The sequence below is a fragment of the Thiomonas intermedia genome (genome assembly GCF_002028405.1).
In the GTDB taxonomy this organism is placed as follows: Bacteria; Pseudomonadota; Gammaproteobacteria; order Burkholderiales; family Burkholderiaceae_C; genus Thiomonas; species Thiomonas intermedia.
Map to the genome: position 1 here is coordinate 217568 of NZ_CP020046.1, position 20986 is coordinate 238553.

Here is a 20986-nt window from a genome sequence, read left to right on the forward strand (position 1 = left end):
GGCGGGGTGTCCATCCGGCTGCTGCAAGTCAGCGCCGAGATCTACCCTCTTCTAAAGACCGGGGGGCTGGCCGACATCGCGGGAGCCCTGCCTGCCGCGCTGGCCACGGCCGGTTGCGACGCACGGGTGCTGCTGCCTGGCTTTCCCGCCATCCGCGACGGCCTGCGCGATGGTCAGCCCATTGGCCAGTTCAGCCTGCCCTGGGGCGAAACGGTTCGCGTGCTGCGTGGCACGCTCCCGGCCGTGCCCGGCGCTGAGGGCAGCCCGGTACATGCCTATGTGCTCGATGCCCCGGGTTTGTACGACCGCCCCGGCAACCCCTACGAAGACGCGCAGCGCCGCCCCTATGCCGACAATCACCGCCGCTTCGCCGCCCTGGGTTGGGGCGCAGCCCATCTGGCCCGCGGCCTCGATGCGGCCTGGACGCCCGAGCTCGTGCACGGGCACGACTGGCACGCCGGGCTGGCCGCCGCCTGTCTGAAGTTCACCGCGGGGCGGCCTGTTCCCGTCGTGTTCACGGTGCACAACCTCGCGTATCAAGGCCTGTTTTCGGCCGATGTGCTCGGTGAACTCGGCCTTCCCGTTTCGGCGTTTCAGGTCGAAGGACTGGAGTTTCACGGCCAGATCTCGTACATGAAGGCCGGGCTGTATTACGCCGACCGGATCACCACGGTCAGCCCGACCTACGCCCGCGAAATCCAGACTCCCGAGCAAGGTTTCGGGCTCGACGGGCTGCTTCGTGCGCGGCGCAACGAGCTCGGCGGCATTCTCAACGCGGTCGACGCGGCGGTCTGGAACCCCGCCACCGATGCGCTGATCACGCGCCATTACGCCGCCGATCAGCCCGCGGGCAAGTCTCGCTGCAAGGCCGCGCTGCAGGAGGAAGCCGGTCTGGCGGTGCGCAAGGGTGCGCCGCTGTTCACCGTGGTCAGCCGCCTGGCCGAGCAGAAAGGCCTCAACCTGGTGCTCGCCGGCATCGACTCCCTGGTGCAAGGCGGAGGACAGTTGCTGGTTCTGGGCAGCGGCGATCACGCCCTGGAGTCGGCCTTTGCCCACGCGGCCCAACGCCACGCGGGCAGCGTTGCCCTGCGTGTCGGTTACGACGAGGCTTTCGCCCATCGCATTTTCGCCGGCAGCGACGTGACGCTGGTGCCGTCGCGCTTCGAGCCCTGTGGCCTGACGCAAATGTATGGCCTGCTCTACGGCAGCCTGCCGCTAGTGCGCGCCGTGGGCGGCCTGGCCGACACGGTGGTCGATGCCGATCTCGCCACCCTCGACGATGGGACGGCAACGGGCATCGTTTTTGCTAGCTTTTCGGAGGCGGATTACCGCCACGCGGTCCGTCGCGCACTGGCCCTGTATCGCCAGCCGCGCGCCTGGGCCCGGGTGCGGCAAACCGGCATGCAACAAGACTTCAGCTGGACGCAAGCGGCCCGGCATTACCGCGCGGTGTATCTAGCTGCCCTCCAGATTCCTTCTCGCGCATCCTCATGACACCTGAGCCCAAACCGCCCCTTCCCGAAGCCGCCTCGGTTCCCTTCGTCCACGACACGCCGCCTCACGATGTGGGCGCGCTCAAGCGAGCGATCTCCAACAAGCTGATGTTCCAGATCGGCAAAGACCCGAGCTCGGCGCAGCCCATCGACTGGCTGCATGCGGCCTCCTATGCCGTGCGCGACCTGATGGTGGAGCGTTGGTTCAACACCACCCATACCCGCAACACGAAGGACGCCAAGCAGGTCTATTACCTGTCGATGGAATTTCTCATCGGCCGCACCTTCACCAACGCCCTCATCGCGCTGGAGCTGACCGCGCCGCTGCACGCGGCGCTGAGCGATCTGGGCGTCGACATGAACGCCATCGCCGATCTCGAACCCGATGCAGCCCTGGGCAACGGCGGCCTGGGCCGCCTGGCCGCCTGTTTTCTCGACAGCATGGCCACGCTGGGCATTCCCGGCTACGGCTACGGCATCCGCTACGACTACGGCATGTTCCGCCAGACCATCGTCGACGGGAGGCAGGTCGAGGTACCCGACTATTGGCTCACCTCGGGCAACCCCTGGGAATTTCCGCGGCCCGAAGTGGTGTACCGGGTGCAGTTCGGCGGCCACGTCATCAAGGAGGGCGACCGCGCCCGCTGGGTGGATACGCACGATGTCGAGGCCATGGCCTACGACACCATCATTCCCGGCTACGACACCCAGACCATCAACACCCTGCGACTCTGGTCGGCCAAGGCCACCAAGGAGATCGATCTGGGCGCCTTCAACCGTGGCGACTACTTCGGCGCAGTCGAACAGAAGAACCACTCCGAAAACGTGTCGCGCGTGCTCTACCCCGACGACTCGACCGACGCCGGACGCGAGCTTCGGCTGCACCAGGAGTATTTTTTCTGCAGCGCCAGCGTGCAGGATCTCATGCGCCGCTACCTGCAGACGCACACCACCTTCGACCAGTTCGCCGACAAGGTGTCCATCCACCTCAACGACACCCACCCGGTGCTCGCCGTACCCGAGTTGATGCGCCTGTTCCTCGACGTGCATCACCTGCCCTTCAACGACGCCTGGCGCATCTGCCAGGGCGTGTTTTCCTACACCAATCACACGCTGATGTCGGAGGCGCTCGAAACCTGGCCCATCGACATGCTGGGCCGCGTGCTGCCGCGCCATCTGCAGATCATCCTCGACATCAACGCCTATTTCCTCAGCCGGCTCACGCAGAAGCACGGGCATGACGTCAACCTGATGCGGCACGTCTCGCTGGTCAACGAATCGGGCACGCGCTCCATCCGCATGGCCTACCTCGCCGTGCTGGCCAGCCACTCGGTCAACGGCGTCTCGGCGCTGCACTCCGAACTCATGCAGCAGTCCATCTTCGCCGACTTCGCCCGCATCTGGCCTACCCGCTTCAACAACAAGACCAACGGCATCACCCAGCGCCGCTGGCTCGCGCTGGCCAACCCGCCGCTGGCCGCCCTGCTCGACAAGACCATCGGCACGCACTGGCGCCGCGATCTGTCCGACCTGGCCAAGCTGCGCCCGCTGCTGGGCAGCTCGGACCTCATCAAAGAGTTCCAGCGTGCCAAGCGCAGCAACAAGGTGCGTTTCGCCGCCTGGCTGAAGACACACCACGACATGAGCATTCCGGTCGATGCGCTCTACGACGTGCAGGTCAAGCGCATCCATGAATACAAGCGTCAGCTGCTCAACGTGCTGCACGTCATCACGCGCTACCTGCGCATCCTCGAGCAGCCGGGCAGCGTCACGGTGCCACGCGTGATCATTTTTTCGGGCAAGGCAGCCTCGGCCTATCACGTGGCCAAGCTCATCATCCAGCTCATCAACGATGTCGCCAGGACGGTCAACCACGATGACCGCGTGGGCGATCTGCTCAAGGTCGTGTTCGTGCCCAATTACAGCGTGAGCGCGGCCGAGGTGATCATTCCCGCGGCCGATCTTTCCGAACAGATTTCCACCGCGGGCACCGAGGCCTCGGGCACGGGCAATATGAAGCTGGCCGTCAACGGCGCCCTCACCATCGGCACGCTCGATGGCGCCAATGTCGAGATCCAGGAGAACGTCGGCGCCGACAACATCTTCATCTTCGGCCTCACCGCGGGTGAAGTCACCGATCTGCGCATGACCGGCTATCAGCCCCACACGATCGCCAGCGCCAACCCCGAACTGTCGCGCGTGCTCGAAACCCTGCGCGATGGCCGCTTCAGCCCCGAAGACCCGCACCGCTACCAGAGCCTCTACGACCTGCTTGTGAACTGGGGTGACCACTACATGCTGCTGGCCGACTATGCCAGCTACATCGCCGCGCAAGGCAAGGTCGATGCGCTGTACCGCAAGCCCGACGAATGGACGAAACGGGCGCTGACCAATGTCGCCGGCATGGGGCCGTTCTCCTCTGACCGCACCATCGCCGAATATGCCGAGCAGATCTGGCATGCCAGGCCCTTGCTAAGCTGATCGCCGTCATCGCCCTCCCCTTTCTGCGCCCTACCGTCATGCCCATCCCCAAGACCATCGATACCGCAGGCCTGCGGCTGGAGTTCACCCGTCACGGCGAACAGGCGCTCGCCACCGCGCTCAAGACCCTCGAAGCCTTGCCCCACAAGGCCGAAGATCTGGTGAGCAAGACGGTGCTCAACGGCAGCGAAAACCGGCCCGCCTGGCACGTGCTGTCGCGACTGGGCGCCAAGGGGCGCGACGCCGCCTCACAAGCGGCGGCCGAATTTCTGCATGCCGAGTTCGCCCGCATGGCCGACTGGGTGGACCGCCTGGTGGAGGACGCAGGCCCCGAGGGGCTGGACATCATCCACCTCGGCGCCGGGGGATCGGAAACGCCAATGCTCGCGCTCTACACCGCGATCTCGGTGCTCCAGCCCGCGCGCTGCCGCATCCACTGGGTCGCCAACCTCGACGGCGCCACCATCGACGCCGCACTCACGACCGCCCAGCCCGAGCGCAGCTGGATCGTCATCAACAGCAAGTCCTTCCGTACCCAGGAGGTCATGCGAAACGCCGACATCGCACTGCGCTGGCTGGGCGACGGCATCGGCGCCGACAAGGCCCGGACACGCCTGGTCGCCCTGACGGCCAACGCCGAGCTGGCCCTGCAGCGATTCGGCCTTCCGGCCGATCAGATCTTCCGCTCGCTGCCGGAAATCGGCGGACGCTTCTCGCTGTGGAGCGCGCACGGGCTGGTGCTGCTGCTGGCCTTCGGCCGCGAGGTCGTCACCCAGCTTCACGCCGGCGCCCACGCGATGGACGCGCACTTCCTCGAAACCCCGCTGGAGCAAAGCGCCCCCGGCCTGATGGCGGGCCTTTCCCACGCCTACCGCGTGCGCTTCGGACTGCCGCTGCTGTCCATCGGTCTGTACGGCGACGCCTTCTCGCACATGCCGCTGTATCTGCAGCAACTGCTCATGGAGTCGCTGGGCAAATCCACCAGCGCCGACGGCATGCAGCCCGTCCACGTCAGCGGACCGGCGGTCATCAGCGGCGTGGGAACCCCCGTGCAGCACACCTATTTTCAGCTGCTGCATCAGGCCGCCGTGCCGGTGTTTCACGAGATCGTCGCCGTGGCCCATCCCTGGCACCGCCATCTGCGAGAACATCTCGCCCTGCTGGCCAACGCCCTCGGCCAGGCCGATGCCCTGTGGAATGGCAAAGACGCCTCGAGCTGGCAGACCGAACTGATGGCTCAGGGCATGTCGCCCGACGCCGCCGCCCGTGCCGCACATCACCGCGCCTGCCCCGGAGGGCGTCCGTCCACCTTCATCTGGATGGAACAACTCAGCCCCTATCACCTCGGCGCCCTGCTCGCCCTCTACGAACACCGCACCGTCGTGGAAGGGTGGCTCTATGGCATCAATCCCTTCGATCAATGGGGCGTCGAACTCGGCAAGACCCTTGCCACCAAGATTGAAAACGCCTTGCTGTCGCAAAACGCCCAGGGTCTGAGCACGGAAACTGCCGCCTCACTCGACTATCTCCGCGCTCAACGCGACTGACGCTTCGTGTCCAGGGCAGCCACCTGACTCAAGAGCGAGGAGCAAGCCCTCGAACAGGCAGCCCGTAAGGCAGGCACCGCATCGCAACGCCTCAATCATCCGCAACCGAACTGGCCGCAGCCTGAGGCCCTGCAGATCGCGATTTCTCGGGCCCCCATCACGGCCTTGACCGGGCGTTGGCGGCTATTCGCACTGAGCTCGCCAGCGCGGCCGAAAGCATCGGCCTGTGGCTGATGGCGTTGCCGCAGATCGGCACCTGATTCACCCCTGTACGGATATGTCCGCCAAAGGCGAACGAATCGCGGCCATGGCAGGGACACGCATTGATCTCGCACTGACCTGCCCCCGGCTACTCCTTGGCCCTTCTCGGGCCGATCAGGCCGGGAATCTCTGTTATCGATCGGTTCGAAATCCGGGGACAAAGCCATTCAACCCGGACCTCCACTTTGGATTGATGCGTCTGCAGGGGGCAGATCAACCTCGCGACAATTTGTCGCATTCCCACAAATTTTTGCTCACCGTACTCTCCAATATCTAAATATCTAGATAACTTACGGTAGGGAAAATGGGGAATAGAGGAACGAGGCTCGGCCTGGCATTCGCGGTCCTGTGTGTTGCAATCCATCCGCCGGTTCATGCGCAGAACCTACGACTGAATCACGCTGCATCGCCTGATGCCGCTGATGACGCGATCAGTCAATTGCCAGAAGTGACGGTTACGGCGAGCAGGCCAACTCCAATTGCTCCGGCATCGGCGGCAGCCCCAGGCGTCAATGCGGCCAACAGCCAGCCATCGTCCTACACGGCGCTCGACTCCCGTTCGGCAACCCGTACCAACACGCCGCTGATCAATGTGCCGCAGTCGGTTCAGGTCCTCATCCGCAAGCTGATCGACGATCAGGGACTCAACACGCTGGGCAGCGCCCTCCTCAACGTCTCGGGCGTCACTCCCACGCGCTCGGACGAGATCCTGTTCATTCCACCGATCGTGCGTGGATTTCCGGCGGAGGTCTATGTCGATGGCCTGCCGATCTTTGCAGGCAACCAACAAGCCTACGACCCGGACGGTCTGGTCGGTATCGGGCGCATCGATGTGCTCAAGGGGCCAAGCGCCACGCTCTATGGTGGCGGCCTGGGTACGCCACTCGGCGGCGTCATCAATCTCGAAACCGAGCGGCCCAGCGATAAACCGGGCGGCTATGTAGCGATGCGGGCGGGCAGTTTTGGCACTCAGAATCCTTCATTCGACCTGACCGGCCCCCTGACCTCGACGATAGATGGTCGGATCGCGGGCAGCTACCAAGATAGCGATAGTTGGATTGACAAAGTCCACGGCAGGCGCTGGTCTTTGCAGCCCAGCCTTTCGTTCCGGATCGACGATGCGACCGACCTTTTGCTGCAGGGTCAGTTCAACCGTCGAAGCTCTCTTGAATATTCCGGCCTTCCGGCCGATGCGGCCCTGGCCGGGACGCTGGACCGCGATGCCTTTCCGGGCTCACCGATCGGCCAGCCATTGACGAAAAACGACAACAACATGGTCACGGCCACCTTGCGGCATGCCTTTTCTGACCGCATGAAGTTGACAGTCACTGGCCGAACCTATTCGGGCGATGTCGATGAGAGCGGAAGCTTCGTCTATCCCGGACTGGCCCCGGGAGACGCTCCACCGATCTATAACGTCTTTCCCATCACGATGGTCACGCGCACCAGGGAAGTGACCTTGGATGCCAATCTGGCCGCCAAGGTCGACATGCTTGGCGGAACACACGAATGGCTGGCAGGCGTGAACTACGACCGGACCCGCTTTTATAGCGGCATGGGCCTTTTCGTCAGCGACAGCCCGTCGGGCACGATCAACCTGGCCGATCCGGCATACAACCTGCGTTACACACCCCAGACACCGGTCAACTCCTACGAGGACGATCGTTACGAGACAACCGCAGTCTATGTACAAGATCAGGCGACCTACGGCCCGCTGCATTTGACGGGCGGCTTGCGCCTGACCTCACTCCAGTTCCTTGAGAACAGCGATTACGGCGTCGCCAACGATACGACCTACACCCACGTTTCCCCGCGGTTCGGTGCCACACTCGACATCGCACAAGGGGTCGCCCTCTATGCGGGTTATGCGACCGCCTTCCGTGCGCCCTTTGGCTTCGTCGGACTACAGACCCCCAAGCCGGAAACCTCCAGCAACGTTGAAGGCGGAATCAAGTTGGCGCTGCCCGGAGTTGGTCTTTCAGGCACGCTGGCACTCTTTCGCCAGACCCATGACAACGTCGCCACCCCGGATCCCAACAACGTGGGCTATTACATCCAGAGTGGGCGGCAGCGGGCCAACGGCGCGGAGGCCGATCTGGTGTGGGAGCCGACGCCGGCGTTCTCGCTGCTCGTCAACTATGCCCACACGAACACGCGCGATGAGGGCGTGGCCCCTGGCGACAGGCTCGCGCGGGTGCCCAGCAACAGCGGGCGAGTTGCCGTGCGCTACCGGTGGCTCACTGGGCCGGCGAAGGGACTTTCGTTCGGCGTAGGCGTTACGGCCTTCAGCTCGCGCGAATTGACCCTTCCCAACACCATCGCTGTGCCCGGCTATGCCGCGATCGACGCACAGGCGGCCTATGACATCGGCCGGTTTACCGTCGCACTTTCCCTGGTCAATCTCACCGGGCGGCAGGCCTGGGATCCGTACTCCTATATGGGTTATCCCGTCGTTGCGCCCAATCAACCGCGATCGGCCTTTCTCACGCTCAAGGCCAGGATCTGAAATGATCAGAGGAATGCTGAGGTCTGTGACCGCCATGGTCATACTTGGTGTGGCCGATGCGGTGCTGCCGGGCGCAGTCATTGCGCAAGCGGCCAACGCTCACGGAATGATCATCCCGCTCTACGCTGCAGGGAAGGTCCCCTCGCTTGGTGTTCCGGAAACGCGGGCGAAGCTGAGCAAGGGGGGCGAAACCATCCTCTTCAATGTCAGCGATCCCACGCTGGAGTTGTTCCGTCCTGCCCCCGGGCGCGCCAACGGCACAGCGGTGATCGTTGCCCCGGGAGGCGGCTTCGTCGGGGTGGAGTACCAGGAGGGAGGAACCGTCATCGCGCGCAAGCTGGCCCGGCTCGGTGTGACCGCGTTTGTGCTGAAGTACCGCACCATACGCAGCCCGGACACTGCGACGCACATGCCCGAGACCCACTTGAAGGAGATGGGCGTGATCATGGCCCGTGCCAAAACAGGCACACCCGTCGAACTGCCGCCATTTGCGGGCGAAAAACATGCCGTGGAGGATGGCGCGCGCGCCATCGACATCGTGCGCCAACATGCTGCGCAATGGGGCATCGATCCACGGAGGGTGGGATTGATCGGTTTTTCCGCCGGCGCCTTCCTCGCCGTCGACCTTGCGATCGGGAACAAAGCGAGCCGGCCCGACTTTGTCGGCATCTTCTACGGCGGGTTGCGCACACCCGTTCCTGCCGATGCATCGCCAGCCTTCATCGCTGCCGCAGCCGACGACGACTATCTACCCAATGACAGCGTGCAGATCTACGAGGCATGGCGCAAAGCAGGAGCGCCTGCCGAACTCCACATCTACGAACACGGCGGCCACGGATTCAACCTCACACCAAAGGGAACGACAAGCGATCACTGGTTCGACGAACTCGTCTGGTGGATGCAGTCGCGCGGCTTGATGGGACAGGCGCGGCTCAAGTAGAACGACCCGTATCGGCCAGTGGGCGTTGCGCCTTCGTCTTTCCGTGTGATGCGACTTGAAGGCATGTCCGTCAGCAAAACCGTGAAAAGATGGCGATGGGGGCACCGGACACAAAGCCCGCATGGTGGGCGCGGGCTCTTTCCCCAAACCCTTGTTTGATTGAAATTTTTGGCCTGCCCGACTGGATTCGAACCAGTGGCCTACGGCTTAGAAGGCCGTTGCTCTATCCAGCTGAGCTACGGGCAGGACGATGCGATGCTGTGGCATGCCGCGCACACGGTTTCGGAGCGCGGAAGCCTGCGGATTCTAACGAGATGATTGCGACGGCCGACTCGGGTGCCGGCCACGACAAGCCTTCGCACCGACGCACCCAGCCTTCCCGCCTTCAGCGCCTCTGGCCCAGCTTGCGGTAGACGGTCGCCCGACTGACGCCCAGGGCCTTGGCGGCGCGGGCCACGTTGCCATGCGCGGCGTCGACCGCACGGCGCACCAGGGCGTCTTCCACCGCCCGCAAGGACAGGGCTGCGCCGGGGGGCTGCGCGGTGATGCACTCGGGTCCGTTTGCGGCATCGACGGCCGCGGCCTGCACCCGCAAGCCGGACCAGAGCGCCACATCCACCGGCTGGGCCGCCGAGGCCGTGCCCCAGCGGGTGCTGTCGAACAACCGCCCCAGGTCGATGGCGAACACCTCTTCGGCGTGAACGGCGACATCGCCCAGCGCCAGGGCGGGCAGCATGGTCCGCGCGGCCGGATTGGCGGCGTGAATCCAGCCATCGGCATCCAGCGCGATCAGTCCATCGTCCTCGCCGCCCAGCGCCTGGCCGGGCCAATTCAGGCGCAGGGCCAGGGCATGCGGCTGCGCAAGCACCAGAGCATTGCCGATGCACTGGGCGGCACGGGCGGCCATGTGCATCAATTCGGGGCGTTCCACGGTGTGAACCCCCGTGAGATCAAGCATGCCCACACAGCGTCCATCGGCGCCGAACAGCGGCGCACCGGCGCAGCTGTACACCGCGGTGTCGGCAAAGAAATGTTCTCCACGGTGCAGCCAGACCGGGTGCTGCTCGCCCAGCGCCGCGCCGATGGCGCTGGTACCGATGTGCGGCTCGGACAGATCGACGCCGACACGGGCGATCGCATGGGCATGTCGGTCGGCATGGTCGACGGGGCCTGCCACATCGATGACCACGCCGGCGGCATCGGTGAGCAGGGCGAAATAGCGGGTTCGGGCGATGGCATGCGCCAGACCGTCGAGCACGGGACGGGCGGCCTGCAGCAGAGCGTGATGTTGCTCGGCAGTGCCACGCAGCTGGGCCACCGACACGCTGTCGAACTCGACCTGACGCGCGGGGTCGAGGCCCGAGGCCAGGCAGCGCCGCCAGGAACGCTCGATCCAGGCGCGCTGCGGCGTGAGCAGGGGCGCAGGCCAGCCGAGCCCCTCCACCAGCACCTGTCGGCGGGCCAGCTCGATCGACTGCAGGCGGCGTTCGGCCTGTATCGGTGATCGTGTATCCATACCGTTCGTCTCCTCGCGCCGCATGGGCGCACGGGATTTTTGTCGGGTCCCTGGGCGTCCGATTGTTCCATTTTGAGAATTTCTTGTCTGCGCGCCAACGATTGGGGGTTTTCCCGCAGCCCCGGAACTTGAGCGCGGACTCCCGACATCCAACAATGCATTCACAACAACGCAGGGCGGCACCCGCCGGACTTGCAACCCCGAGGAGATGAAGATGCAGATTTCACTGACCGTCAATGGTCGGGCGGCCACTGTGGACGTCGCCCCCAACACCCTGCTGGTGCAGGCCCTTCGAGAGCATCTTCGCCTCACCGGCACCCACGTCGGCTGCGATACGGCCCAATGTGGCGCCTGCACGGTGCTGATGAATGGGCGCGCCGTGAAATCGTGCAACCTGTTGGCCGCTCAGGCGCAGGGAGCCGAGATCACCACCATCGAAGGACTCGCCACGGCCGACGGCACGCTGCACCCCATGCAGGCCGCGTTCAAGGAATGCCACGGGCTGCAATGCGGCTTCTGCACGCCCGGCATGGTGATGAGCGCGGTGGATCTTTGCGCCCGTCATCCCAAGGCCACCACAGGCGAGATCCGCGAGCTGCTCGAGGGCAATATCTGCCGCTGCACGGGCTACCAGAACATCGTCAAGGCCGTGGAACAAGGCCGCGAGGCCATGGCCGCAGGCCGTTGAAAGCGGCGCGGCAGCGCTGACTCTGCTGCGCGGCGTCTGTGCCGACCCCTCGATCACCCGACATTCCTGACTAGGAGAGCACACCATGGGCGCTTCCGATTTCGCCAAACTACCCCATATTGGCGAGGCTGTCCGCCGCAAAGAGGACTATCGTTTCCTCACCGGTGGCGGTCAGTACACCGATGACATTCAGCTCGAGCGGCAGACCCACGCCGTCTTCGTGCGCTCACCGCACGGCCACGCCCGCATCAAGAGCATCGACGCCCGAGCCGCGCTCGCCGCGCCCGGTGTGCTGGCCGTCTACACCGGCGCCGATGTGGCCGCAGACAAAATCAACGGTCTGCCCTGCGGCTGGCTGATCACCAGCACCGACGGCACACCGATGAAGGAACCGCCCCACCCCATCCTCGCGCAAGGGAAGGTGCGCTACGTGGGTGACCATGTGGCCATGGTGGTGGCCGAAACGCTGGAGCAGGCCAAGAATGCCGCCGAGCTGGTGGAGGTGGACTACGAGGCGCTGCCCGCGGTGTCTCGCGTGACCGATGCGGCCAAGGCCACGGCGATTCACGACGAGGCCCCCGACAACCATTGCTACAAATGGGCGCTGGGCGACAAGTCCGCGGTGGACGCCGCCTTCGCCCAGGCCGCGCACATCACTCGGATCGACGTGGTCAACAACCGCCTCGTGCCCAATGCGCTGGAGCCGCGCGCGGCCATCGGCCATTACAACCGCGCCTCCGACGACTATGTGCTTTATGTGGCCAACCAGAACCCGCACGTCGAACGGCTGCTGATGACCGCCTTCGTCATGGGCCTGCCCGAACACAAGGTGCGGGTGATCGCGCCCGACGTGGGCGGCGGCTTCGGCTCCAAGATCTACCTCTACGCCGAAGACGTCTGCCTCACCTGGGCGTCCAAGAAACTCAACCGCCCCATCAAGTGGACCGCCGACCGCAGCGAGGCCTTCCTGTCCGACGCCCACGGCCGCGACCACGTCACCCATGCCGAAATGGCCATGGACAAGGACGGCCACTTCCTCGCTCTGCGCGTGCACACCCACGCCTCCATGGGCGCCTATCTGTCCACCTTCTCCACCGCCATTCCCACCATCCTCTACGGCACCCTGCTCGCCGGGCAGTACAAGACGCCGCAGATCTACGTGGAAGTGGACGCCTGGTTCACCAACACCGCGCCGGTGGATGCCTACCGCGGCGCCGGCCGCCCCGAGGCCACCTACCTGCTCGAACGCCTGGTGACCCGCTGCGGCTGGGACCTCGGCCTGGGCCAGGACGACATCCGCAAGCGCAACTTCATCGACAAGTGGCCCCATCAGACGCCCGTGGCCCTGCAGTACGACACCGGCGACTACCTCGGCTGCCTGACCCGCGCGCAAGAACTGGCCGACGTGGCGGGCTTCGACGCGCGCCGCAAGGCGAGCGAAGCCAAGGGCCTGCGGCGCGGCATGGGCTACTCCAGCTACATCGAGGCCTGCGGGCTGGCGCCCTCCAACATCGCCGGCGCGCTGGGCGCCCGCGCAGGGCTGTTCGAATGCGGCGAAGTGCGGGTGCATCCCACCGGCTCGGTCACCGTGTTCACCGGCTCGCACAGCCACGGTCAAGGCCACGAAACCACCTTCGCGCAAGTGGTGGCCGCGCGCCTTGGGGTGCCGGTGGAGAGCGTGGACATCGTCCACGGCGACACCGGGCGCGTGCCCTTCGGCATGGGCACCTACGGCTCGCGCTCCATCAGCGTCGGCGGCGCCGCGCTGATGCGTGCGCTCGACAAGATCGAGACCAAGGCCAAGAAGATCGCCGCCCACCTGCTCGAAGCCAGCGACGCCGACATCGAGTTCGCCAATGGCAACTTCACCGTGAAGGGCACCGACAAATCCGTGCCCTTCGCCCAGGTGGCGCTGACGGCCTACGTGCCGCACAACTATCCGCTCGACAAGCTGGAGCCCGGCCTCAACGAAACCGCTTTCTACGACCCGACCAACTTCACCTACCCTGCTGGCACCTATATCTGTGAGGTCGAAGTCGATCCGCAGACCGGTGTGACGCGGGTGGACCGCTTCACCGCGGTGGACGATTTCGGCACCATCATCAACCCCATGATCGTCGAGGGACAGGTGCACGGCGGCATCGCGCAGGGCATCGGCCAGGCCCTGCTGGAGCAATGCGTGTACGACCCCGAGACCGCGCAGCTTCTCACCGGCTCCTTCACCGACTACGCCATGCCCCGGGCCGACGACATGCCCGAGCTCAAGCTCGACACCATCTGCACGCCCTGCCTGCACAACCCGCTGGGCACCAAGGGCTGCGGCGAGGCCGGTGCCATCGGCTCGCCGCCGGCGGTGATCAACGCCCTGCTCGACGCGCTCAAGCCCCTGGGCGTGAACGAGTTCGACATGCCGGCCACGCCCTACCGGGTGTGGAACGCCATCCACACCGCCAAAGCCTGAGGAGACACGTCATGTACGCCTTCGAACTCCAACGCGCCACCTCCGCGGCCGATGCCGCCCGCGCCGCAACCGCCGGGGCCCAGCCGCTCGCCGGTGGACAAAGCCTGCTCGCGTCGATGAAGCTGCGCCTCTCGCAGCCCGGCACCCTGGTCGATCTGGCCGGCATCGCCGATCTGGCGGGCATCCGCCGCGAGGGCAACGCCCTGCGCATCGGCGCCATGACCCGTCATGCCGACGTGGCCGACAGCGCCGAAGTCCGCAGCGCCCTGCCCGCCCTGGCCGATCTGGCCAGCCATATCGGCGACCGCCAGGTGCGCGCCATGGGCACGCTGGGCGGCTCCCTTGCCAACGACGATCCCAGCGCCTGTTACCCCGCCGCCGTGCTCGGGCTGGGCGCCACGGTGCAGACCGATCGCCGGCAGATCGCGGCGGACGATTTCTTCCTCGGCCTGTTCACCACCGCGCTCGAACCGGGCGAGATCATCACCTCGGTGAGCTTCCCCATTCCTCAGCGCGCGGCCTACATGAAGTTCAAGCAGCCGGCTTCGCGCTTCGCGCTGATCGGCGTCTTCGTCGTGCAGACCGGCAGCGGCGTGCGCGTTGCCGTCACGGGCGGAGGCAACGGCGTGTTCCGCCACGCCGGGCTGGAGCAGGCACTGAGCGTCAACTTCACGCCCGAGGCTGCGGCGCGCGTGGCGATCGACGCCTCCGAGCTCAGCGGCGATCTGCATGGCTCCGCCGAATACCGCGCCCAGCTCATCAGCGTGATGACCCAGCGCGCCGTGGCCAAGGCCCTCGCGGGCTGAACCCGTGGCGGGGCGACGCCGCGGCCCGTCCCCCGCACCCACCCTCCTCTCCCACCATGACGCCCGCGCAAACCGACAGCATCGATAGCCTGGCCGCCGCCTTGCAGCAGACCGGCTACTTCGCCGACCGGCGGCTGGCCACCGCCGTCTTCCTGTCGCTCAAGCTGCAGCGCCCTCTGCTGCTCGAAGGCGAGCCCGGCGTGGGCAAGACCGAACTGGCCAAAGCCCTGGCCGCTGCGCTGGCCCGACCCCTCATCCGGCTGCAGTGCTACGACGGCCTGGAGCTGCGCGAAGCGCTCTACGAGTGGAACTACGCCGCACAACTGCTGCACATGCGGGCAAAGGAAGGTAGTGCTGATTCGGCGCAGATCGAGCGCGAGGTGTATCAGGAGCGCTATCTCATCCACCGCCCGCTGCTGCAGGCCTTGCAGACCCCCGCGCCCGGAGCGGTGCTGCTGATCGACGAGGTCGATCGTGCCGACGAACCCTTTGAAGCCTTTCTGCTGGAATACCTCGGCGAATATCAGGTCAGCATTCCCGAGCTGGGCACGATACGCGCCAGCGCCCCGCCGGTCACCCTGCTGACCAGCAACCGCACCCGGGAGCTGAACGACGCGGTCAAGCGCCGCTGCCTCTACCACTGGCTCGACTACCCCGGGCGCGAACGCGAGCTCGCCATCGTGCAGGCGCAGGTTCCCCAGGCTCGCGCCGAGCTGTCGCAGCAGGTCGCCGACTTCGTCGCCCGGCTGCGCAGCGCCCCCTTCGCCGGCGCGTTCAACCGCGCGCCGGGCATCGCCGAAAGCGTGGAATGGGCAAAGGCCCTGGTCGCGCTCGACACTCTCACGCTCGACCCGGAAGTGGTGAGCGACACCGCGGGCATCCTGTTCAAGCAGCGCGAAGACGTGGCCGCACTCACCCGCGACTTCGCCGCCGAGTTGCTCGCCCCGGTCGAGGCCGACTCGACGCCGGGCTGAGGCAGGCCGCCATGCAGCTCGGAGATGCGCGCCACGGCAAACTGGCCGACAACCTCGTCGGCTTCAGCCGGGCACTGCGCCGCGCCGGGGTGCCGATGGACAGCGCGCGCATCGCCCTGGCCGGCGAGGCAGCCACCTGGGTGGGCCTGGCGCGCCGCGACGATCTGGGTGCGGCCCTCGAGGCGGTGCTGGTCAGCCGCGAGCAGGACCGCGCCATCTTCCGCGAACTGTTCGATGCCTTCTTCCGCGACCCGAAGGTCGCGAGCAAGCTGCTCGCCCAATTGCTGCCCAGCGCCGAAGGGCGCGCCGAGCCGAGCAAGCGCCGCCCGCGGGTGCGCGAAGCCCTTGCCCCCCAAACGCCGCCGCAGGCGCAGCGGCGCCCTGCGGAAGATCAGGTCGACATCGACGCCGTGATGACTGCCAGCAGCGCGCAGCGCCTGCGACACGCCGACTTCAATGCGCTGGGCATCGCCGAGTACCGTCTGGTGGAACGGCTGGCGCGCGATATTCCCCTGCCCCTGCCCACCCTCGCCACCCGACGCACCGCGCCCGACTGTCGCGGTGCCCGGGCTTATTGGCCAGGCGTGATGCGCCGCGCCGCGCACACCGGCGGCGAGTGCCTGGAGCTGCCGCGCCTGCAACGCCGCCGCGAAGCCTTGCCTCTGCTGGTGCTGGTGGACATCTCGGGTTCGATGGAACGCTACACCCGCTTGCTGCTGGCGTTTCTGCATGCGGCCACGCGCGCGCTGCGGCGGCGCGAGGTGTTTGCCTTTGGCACCCAGCTCACCGATCTCACACCCGCCTTTGCCCAGGGCGACACCGACGCCATGCTCGACGCGGTGAACGCCCGCATTCCCGATTTCGCCGGGGGCACGCGGCTGGGCGAATCGCTGTCGAGCCTGCGCACAGCCCACGCGCGCAAGCTGATCGGCCGACGCACGCTGGTGCTGCTGATCAGCGACGGACTGGACACCGGCGAGCCCGCCACGCTGGAGACCGAACTGGGCTGGCTGCGCCGCCACTGCCGCCGGCTGCTCTGGCTCAACCCGCTGCTGCGCTTCGACGGCTACGCCCCCACGGCGCGCGGCGCCGCCGTCCTGCATCGCCAGGCCCACGCCATGCTGGCGGTGCACGACCTGGCCAGCCTGGAACAACTCGCCGCCAGTATCGCCAGGCTGATACGCCAACCCTGATCCGATCTTTCCCAAAGGACCCGCATGGAACTCCAAGGCACCCGCGATCTGCATGTCACCCGCCAGCAAGCCTGGGACGCGCTGATCGACCCCGCCGTTCTGCAACGCTGCATTCCCGGCTGCGAATCGATGGTGGCGGCCGACTCCACCCATTTCGACGCCGTGCTGGCACTGCGCATCGGCCCCGTGGCGGCCAAGTTCAAGGGCAAGATGGAGCTGCGCGACATCGTGCCACCCGACAGCGCCACCATCACCTTCGATGGTCAGGGCGGCGTGGCAGGCTTTGGCAAAGGCGAGTCGCAGGTCCGTCTGAGCGACCGCGCCGACGGCGCCTCCGGTTGCACCCTGCACTACACGGTTCAGGCCAGCGTAGGGGGCAAGGTGGCCCAGGTCGGCCAGAGACTGATCGACGGTGCCGCGCGCTCGCTGGCCGAAGGCTTCTTCAAACGGTTTGATGAGGAAATGCAGACCCTCCACCCCCCGTCGGAGACTCCCCCGCCTGTTGCGGCCGTGCCTGCCAAGGCCAGGCCGTTGCCGTGGCCATGGATCGCCGCGGCCGTCGTCGCGGTACTGATCCTGTTGTGGATGATGCGCAGCCACGGCGCCTGAGCCGGCCCGCGCGAAGGAGTCTTCTATGGACGACATCGATCTGCTGGTGCTGCGCCAGCTTCGCGACTGGCGCCGCGACGGACGCCACGCCCTGCTCGCCACGGTCACGCGAACCTGGGGCTCCTCGCCCCGTCCGCTGGGCTCCATCATGGCGCTGCGCGACGACGGCGCGGTGGTGGGCTCGGTCTCGGGCGGCTGCATCGAAGACGATCTGATCGACCGCTACACCGCCATCAACCGGCCGGATCGGCCCGGCCCCGCCTTCCCGGCGGGCGCGCCCGAACGGGTCAAGTACGGCATCACGGCCGACGAAGCCCATCGTTTCGGCCTGCCCTGCGGCGGCACCCTCGAACTGGTGCTCGAATTCGACCCCGATCCCGGTGCCCTGGGCGATCTGGTCGGGTCGCTGGAGGCGGGGCGGCTGATGCATCGCAACCTGCGTCTGGCCGACGGCATGGTCTCGCTGGAGGTGGCGGGCGGCCCCTCCGACCTGATCTTCGACGACGCCCATCTGGTCAACACCTTCGGACCGCAGTACCGCATGCTGCTCATCGGCGCCGGGCAACTCACCGAGTACCTCGCCACCATGGCGCAGTTCTGCGGCTTCGCCGTGACCGTGTGCGATCCGCGCGAGGAATACCGCGCCGGCTGGGCCCTGCCGGGCGTGACGCTCAGCACCGACATGCCCGACGACGTGGTCACCGCCTTCCGCCCCGACCGGCGCAGCTGCGTGGTGGCGCTCACGCACGATCCCAAGCTCGACGACCTGGCTTTGCTCGAAGCGCTGCACACCGAAGCGTTCTATGTCGGCGCCATCGGCTCGCGCCGCAACAACGCGCAGCGGCATCAGCGGCTCGTCACCCACTTCGGCGAAACCGAGCAAAGCCTGGCCGGCCTTCGTGGGCCGATCGGCATCTACATCGGCAGCAAAACGCCGCCGGAAATCGCGGTGAGCGTGATGGCCGAGATTCTCGCGGTGAAGAACGGTGCCCCCCTGCCGCGCGACCTGGATGTGGGGCGCGCCAAGGACAGACTGGCCATCAGCGCCAACGACCCGGGTGGCCCGGTCTGCTTCGTCGCGCCCTGAACCGGCTCAGGCGCTCCCAGAATTCGGGAGCTGATCCGGGCGGTCCACATCGAGCAGCATGCCGGGATCAGCCAGCTCGATCGGGTGCAAGGCCTGCGGATGCGCGAGCAGCAAGGCACGCGCGCCCTGGTCGCCCTTCAAGGCCATCAAGGCCGGGCCGAAGACCGCATCGAAACCCACGGGGTGACCGCGCACGCCGTCGCAGGTCGGCACCACGATGCGGCCGGGGCCCAGGGCCGTGGCCACGCAGAGCACCGTGGACGGCCGCAATTGCGGCATGTCCGCCAGGCCCACCACCCAACCCGAGGCCCGTGCACGGCAACGCACCCCATGGGCCAGGCTGTGCCCCATGCCCTGCGATGCGTCCGGGCAATGCGTGTAGGCCATGTCCTGCGCGGCCAGCAAGGCGGCAAGCTCGACATCGTCGGCCCGCAGCACCACGAGCAAGGCCTTCCCCATCACCGCTTTCCAGCGCAGTGCCGTATGCAGCGCCATGGGCCGCCCCGCGATGGGCGCAAAGCGCTTGTCGCCGCCAAACCGCTGCGAGCGTCCGGCGGCGAGGAGGATGGCCTGAATGCCCGAATGCACGTCAATCTCCGTAAGAGCCTCTCGCTCGTCGCAAGCCTCAGCCGGCCACGGCCAGATGCCTGGCGCTCCCGCGAATGCGCAGCACCAGCACGGCCGCCACCAGCCCCAGCGCGCCAAACGCGATCGTCGACACGGTATAGCTCCCGAAACTGCTGCGCAGCAGCCCCCCGGTCAAGGCAGCAAAGGCGGCGCCGATCTGATGGCCGGCCACGATCCAGCCAAACACGATGGGCGCTTCGCGGCTGCCGAAGACATCGTTCGTCAGGCGCACCGTCGGAGGCACGGTCGCCACCCAGTCCAAACCGTAGAACAGGGCGAACACCGACAGGCCGAGGGGGCCCAAGCCGAACGAATAGGGCAGATAAATCAGGGCCAGACCGCGCAGGGCGTAATAGCTGAACAACAGAACGCGGCTGTTGTAGCGATCCGAGAGCCAGCCCGACATCGTCGTGCCCACCAGATCGAGCGCACCCATGGTCGCAAGAATGCTGGCGCCCTGCACCGCACTCAGGCCATGGTCACCGCACATGGCGATGAAAAACGTCCCGATGAAACCGTTGGTGGTCGCTCCGCAGATGAAAAAACTGAAGAACAACAACCAAAAGTCCCGCACCTTCACCGCCCGGCCCAGAGCGCCAAAGGCCATGGCCACGGGATTGGTCTTTGGGGCCGAGCCCGCGTCCGCCGCGTCCGCAGGTTCGCCGAAGCGTCGCAGCCCCACGGAAGCCGGCTGCTCGGGCAGGAAGAAATACACCAGCGGAATCACCACCGCAGCCCCACAGGCCACGGTCCAGATGACGGGGCGCCAGCCCGCGTGTTCGACGATGTAGGCCAACACAGGAAGAAACACCAGTTGCCCGGTCGCGGAACTGGCCGTGAGCAGGCCCATCGCCAAGCCACGCCGCGCGACGAACCAGCGGTTAACGATGACAGCACCCAGCGTCATGGCCGTCGCGCCCGTCGTCGTGCCGACGATCAGGCCCCAGATCAGCCACATCTGCCAGTTGTGGCGCATCAGGCTGGAGGCCGCCACGGCAAGCGCGAGCACCACCAGCGCGCCCAACACGGTCTTGCGCAAACCGAAATGCTGCATGGTCGCCGCCGCGAACGGCCCCATCAGCCCGAAAAGCGCAAGGTTGAGGGACAAGGCGCCAGAGATACTGGCCAGATTCCAGCCGAAGGCATGCTCCAGCGGCACCAGCATCACACTGGGCGCGGCGCGGGTGCCGGCCGTGATGAGCATGACCAGGAAGGTCACCCCCAGCACGACCCACGCATAGTGAAACGGAAGGCGACTCCTGAGTAAACGCGTCGGCATGATGGCGTCAACCTCTGTGCTCAGCCGTTGACACCGATGCGGCGCAAAGGCATGGAACCCGGACGCCAGGCGATAGCCGCGCTTTCGTGTGGTTTGTTGTTCGATTCATGGGGAGCAGACTGTGCAGAGACGAAGCCCGAAGTCTGCCTGAATTTCGCACAGACCGTGCGCCGACCCGGCGACTCCGATGGCCATCGTCATTCAGCCCGCCCGGCTGCGACTCCGTTCGGGCATCCAGAATTGGAACGCGATGACGCGCACATGAAACAGCGTGCCAGAACTAAAAAGGCCAGCTCAGGGCTGGCTCTTGTCAGCTATTGAATGGTCGGGGCGAGAGGATTCGAACCTCCGACCCTCTGCTCCTGCGGCGAAGACCGACGAGCTGCAGGCGCTGTTACGGCCGCTCAGCGATGGGGATCTGGATGCCTACCCGGTGAGCAAAGCGGTGGGAAGCGTACGGAACGACCGACGTGGGAGCTTACGGAGAGACCTTCATGTCATACCCCGTTGAAACGAAT

General features: G+C 66.3%; 15 protein-coding genes and 1 tRNA gene. 12 read left to right on the forward strand and 4 right to left on the reverse strand.

All coding sequences use genetic code 11. From position 1 onward, the window contains the following. Positions 1-12: 12 nt before the first annotated feature. The 5 genes from glgA to BVH73_RS01055 all read left to right on the forward strand — a co-directional run bounded on the left by glgA (position 13) and on the right by BVH73_RS01055 (position 9228). Positions 13-1494, forward strand: a complete 1482-nt coding sequence (gene glgA, locus BVH73_RS01035) for a glycogen synthase GlgA (protein ID WP_179947966.1) — start codon at positions 13-15, stop codon at positions 1492-1494. Further along, complete coding sequence (locus BVH73_RS01040) at positions 1491-3974, forward strand: glycogen/starch/alpha-glucan phosphorylase (RefSeq protein ID WP_079415324.1); 2484 nt, start codon at positions 1491-1493, stop codon at positions 3972-3974. The genes glgA and BVH73_RS01040 overlap by 4 nt, the downstream gene beginning before the upstream one ends. A gap of 38 nt (positions 3975-4012) precedes the next feature. Continuing rightward, positions 4013-5521, forward strand: coding sequence for a glucose-6-phosphate isomerase (locus BVH73_RS01045; RefSeq protein ID WP_079415325.1), 1509 nt, complete (start codon positions 4013-4015; stop codon positions 5519-5521). A gap of 565 nt (positions 5522-6086) precedes the next feature. Continuing rightward, on the forward strand, positions 6087-8288 hold the full coding sequence (locus tag BVH73_RS01050) for a TonB-dependent siderophore receptor (protein ID WP_079415327.1): 2202 nt from the start codon (positions 6087-6089) through the stop codon (positions 8286-8288). A 34-nt stretch (positions 8289-8322) separates the two neighbouring features. Then, on the forward strand, positions 8323-9228 hold the full coding sequence (locus tag BVH73_RS01055) for an alpha/beta hydrolase (protein WP_179947967.1): 906 nt from the start codon (positions 8323-8325) through the stop codon (positions 9226-9228). 169 nt (positions 9229-9397) lie between these two features. Here the strand turns inward: BVH73_RS01055 and BVH73_RS01060 are convergent. Both BVH73_RS01060 and BVH73_RS01065 read right to left on the reverse strand, forming a co-directional pair. After that, a tRNA-Arg gene (locus BVH73_RS01060) sits at positions 9398-9474 on the reverse strand. Positions 9475-9613: 139 nt separating this feature from the next. After that, positions 9614-10744: a helix-turn-helix domain-containing protein gene (locus BVH73_RS01065; protein ID WP_079415331.1), complete on the reverse strand. Its 1131-nt coding sequence runs from the start codon at positions 10742-10744 to the stop codon at positions 9614-9616. A gap of 214 nt (positions 10745-10958) precedes the next feature. Here BVH73_RS01065 and BVH73_RS01070 point away from each other — a divergent pair, with 214 nt between their 5' ends. From BVH73_RS01070 to BVH73_RS01100, 7 genes are all read left to right on the forward strand, one after another. Continuing rightward, a complete protein-coding gene (locus BVH73_RS01070; protein WP_079420209.1) occupies positions 10959-11432 on the forward strand; it encodes a (2Fe-2S)-binding protein in 474 nt (157 codons plus the stop codon). Between the two features lie 85 nt (positions 11433-11517). Next, positions 11518-13893: a xanthine dehydrogenase family protein molybdopterin-binding subunit gene (locus tag BVH73_RS01075; protein WP_079415333.1), complete on the forward strand. Its 2376-nt coding sequence runs from the start codon at positions 11518-11520 to the stop codon at positions 13891-13893. Positions 13894-13904: 11 nt separating this feature from the next. Beyond that, entirely contained in the window at positions 13905-14699 is a 795-nt protein-coding gene (locus BVH73_RS01080) for an FAD binding domain-containing protein (protein ID WP_079415335.1), read from the forward strand. A 56-nt stretch (positions 14700-14755) separates the two neighbouring features. Beyond that, the gene (locus BVH73_RS01085) at positions 14756-15673 is read left to right on the forward strand and encodes an AAA family ATPase (protein ID WP_079415337.1); all 918 of its coding nucleotides are present in this window, start codon (positions 14756-14758) and stop codon (positions 15671-15673) included. 11 nt (positions 15674-15684) lie between these two features. Further along, positions 15685-16866 carry a vWA domain-containing protein gene (locus BVH73_RS01090; RefSeq protein WP_079415339.1) on the forward strand — a complete coding sequence of 394 codons (1182 nt, stop codon included), beginning with the start codon at positions 15685-15687 and terminating at the stop codon, positions 16864-16866. A 24-nt stretch (positions 16867-16890) separates the two neighbouring features. Beyond that, a complete protein-coding gene (locus tag BVH73_RS01095) occupies positions 16891-17475 on the forward strand; it encodes an SRPBCC family protein (protein ID WP_079415341.1) in 585 nt (194 codons plus the stop codon). Positions 17476-17500: 25 nt separating this feature from the next. Next, a complete protein-coding gene (locus tag BVH73_RS01100) occupies positions 17501-18562 on the forward strand; it encodes an XdhC family protein (protein ID WP_079415343.1) in 1062 nt (353 codons plus the stop codon). Between the two features lie 6 nt (positions 18563-18568). On the opposite strand, the gene BVH73_RS01105 is transcribed toward BVH73_RS01100, so the two are convergent. Further along, a complete protein-coding gene (locus tag BVH73_RS01105) occupies positions 18569-19150 on the reverse strand; it encodes a nucleotidyltransferase family protein (protein ID WP_079415345.1) in 582 nt (193 codons plus the stop codon). Positions 19151-19187: 37 nt separating this feature from the next. Beyond that, entirely contained in the window at positions 19188-20468 is a 1281-nt protein-coding gene (locus BVH73_RS01110) for an MFS transporter (RefSeq protein ID WP_079415347.1), read from the reverse strand. Positions 20469-20986 lie beyond the last annotated feature (518 nt).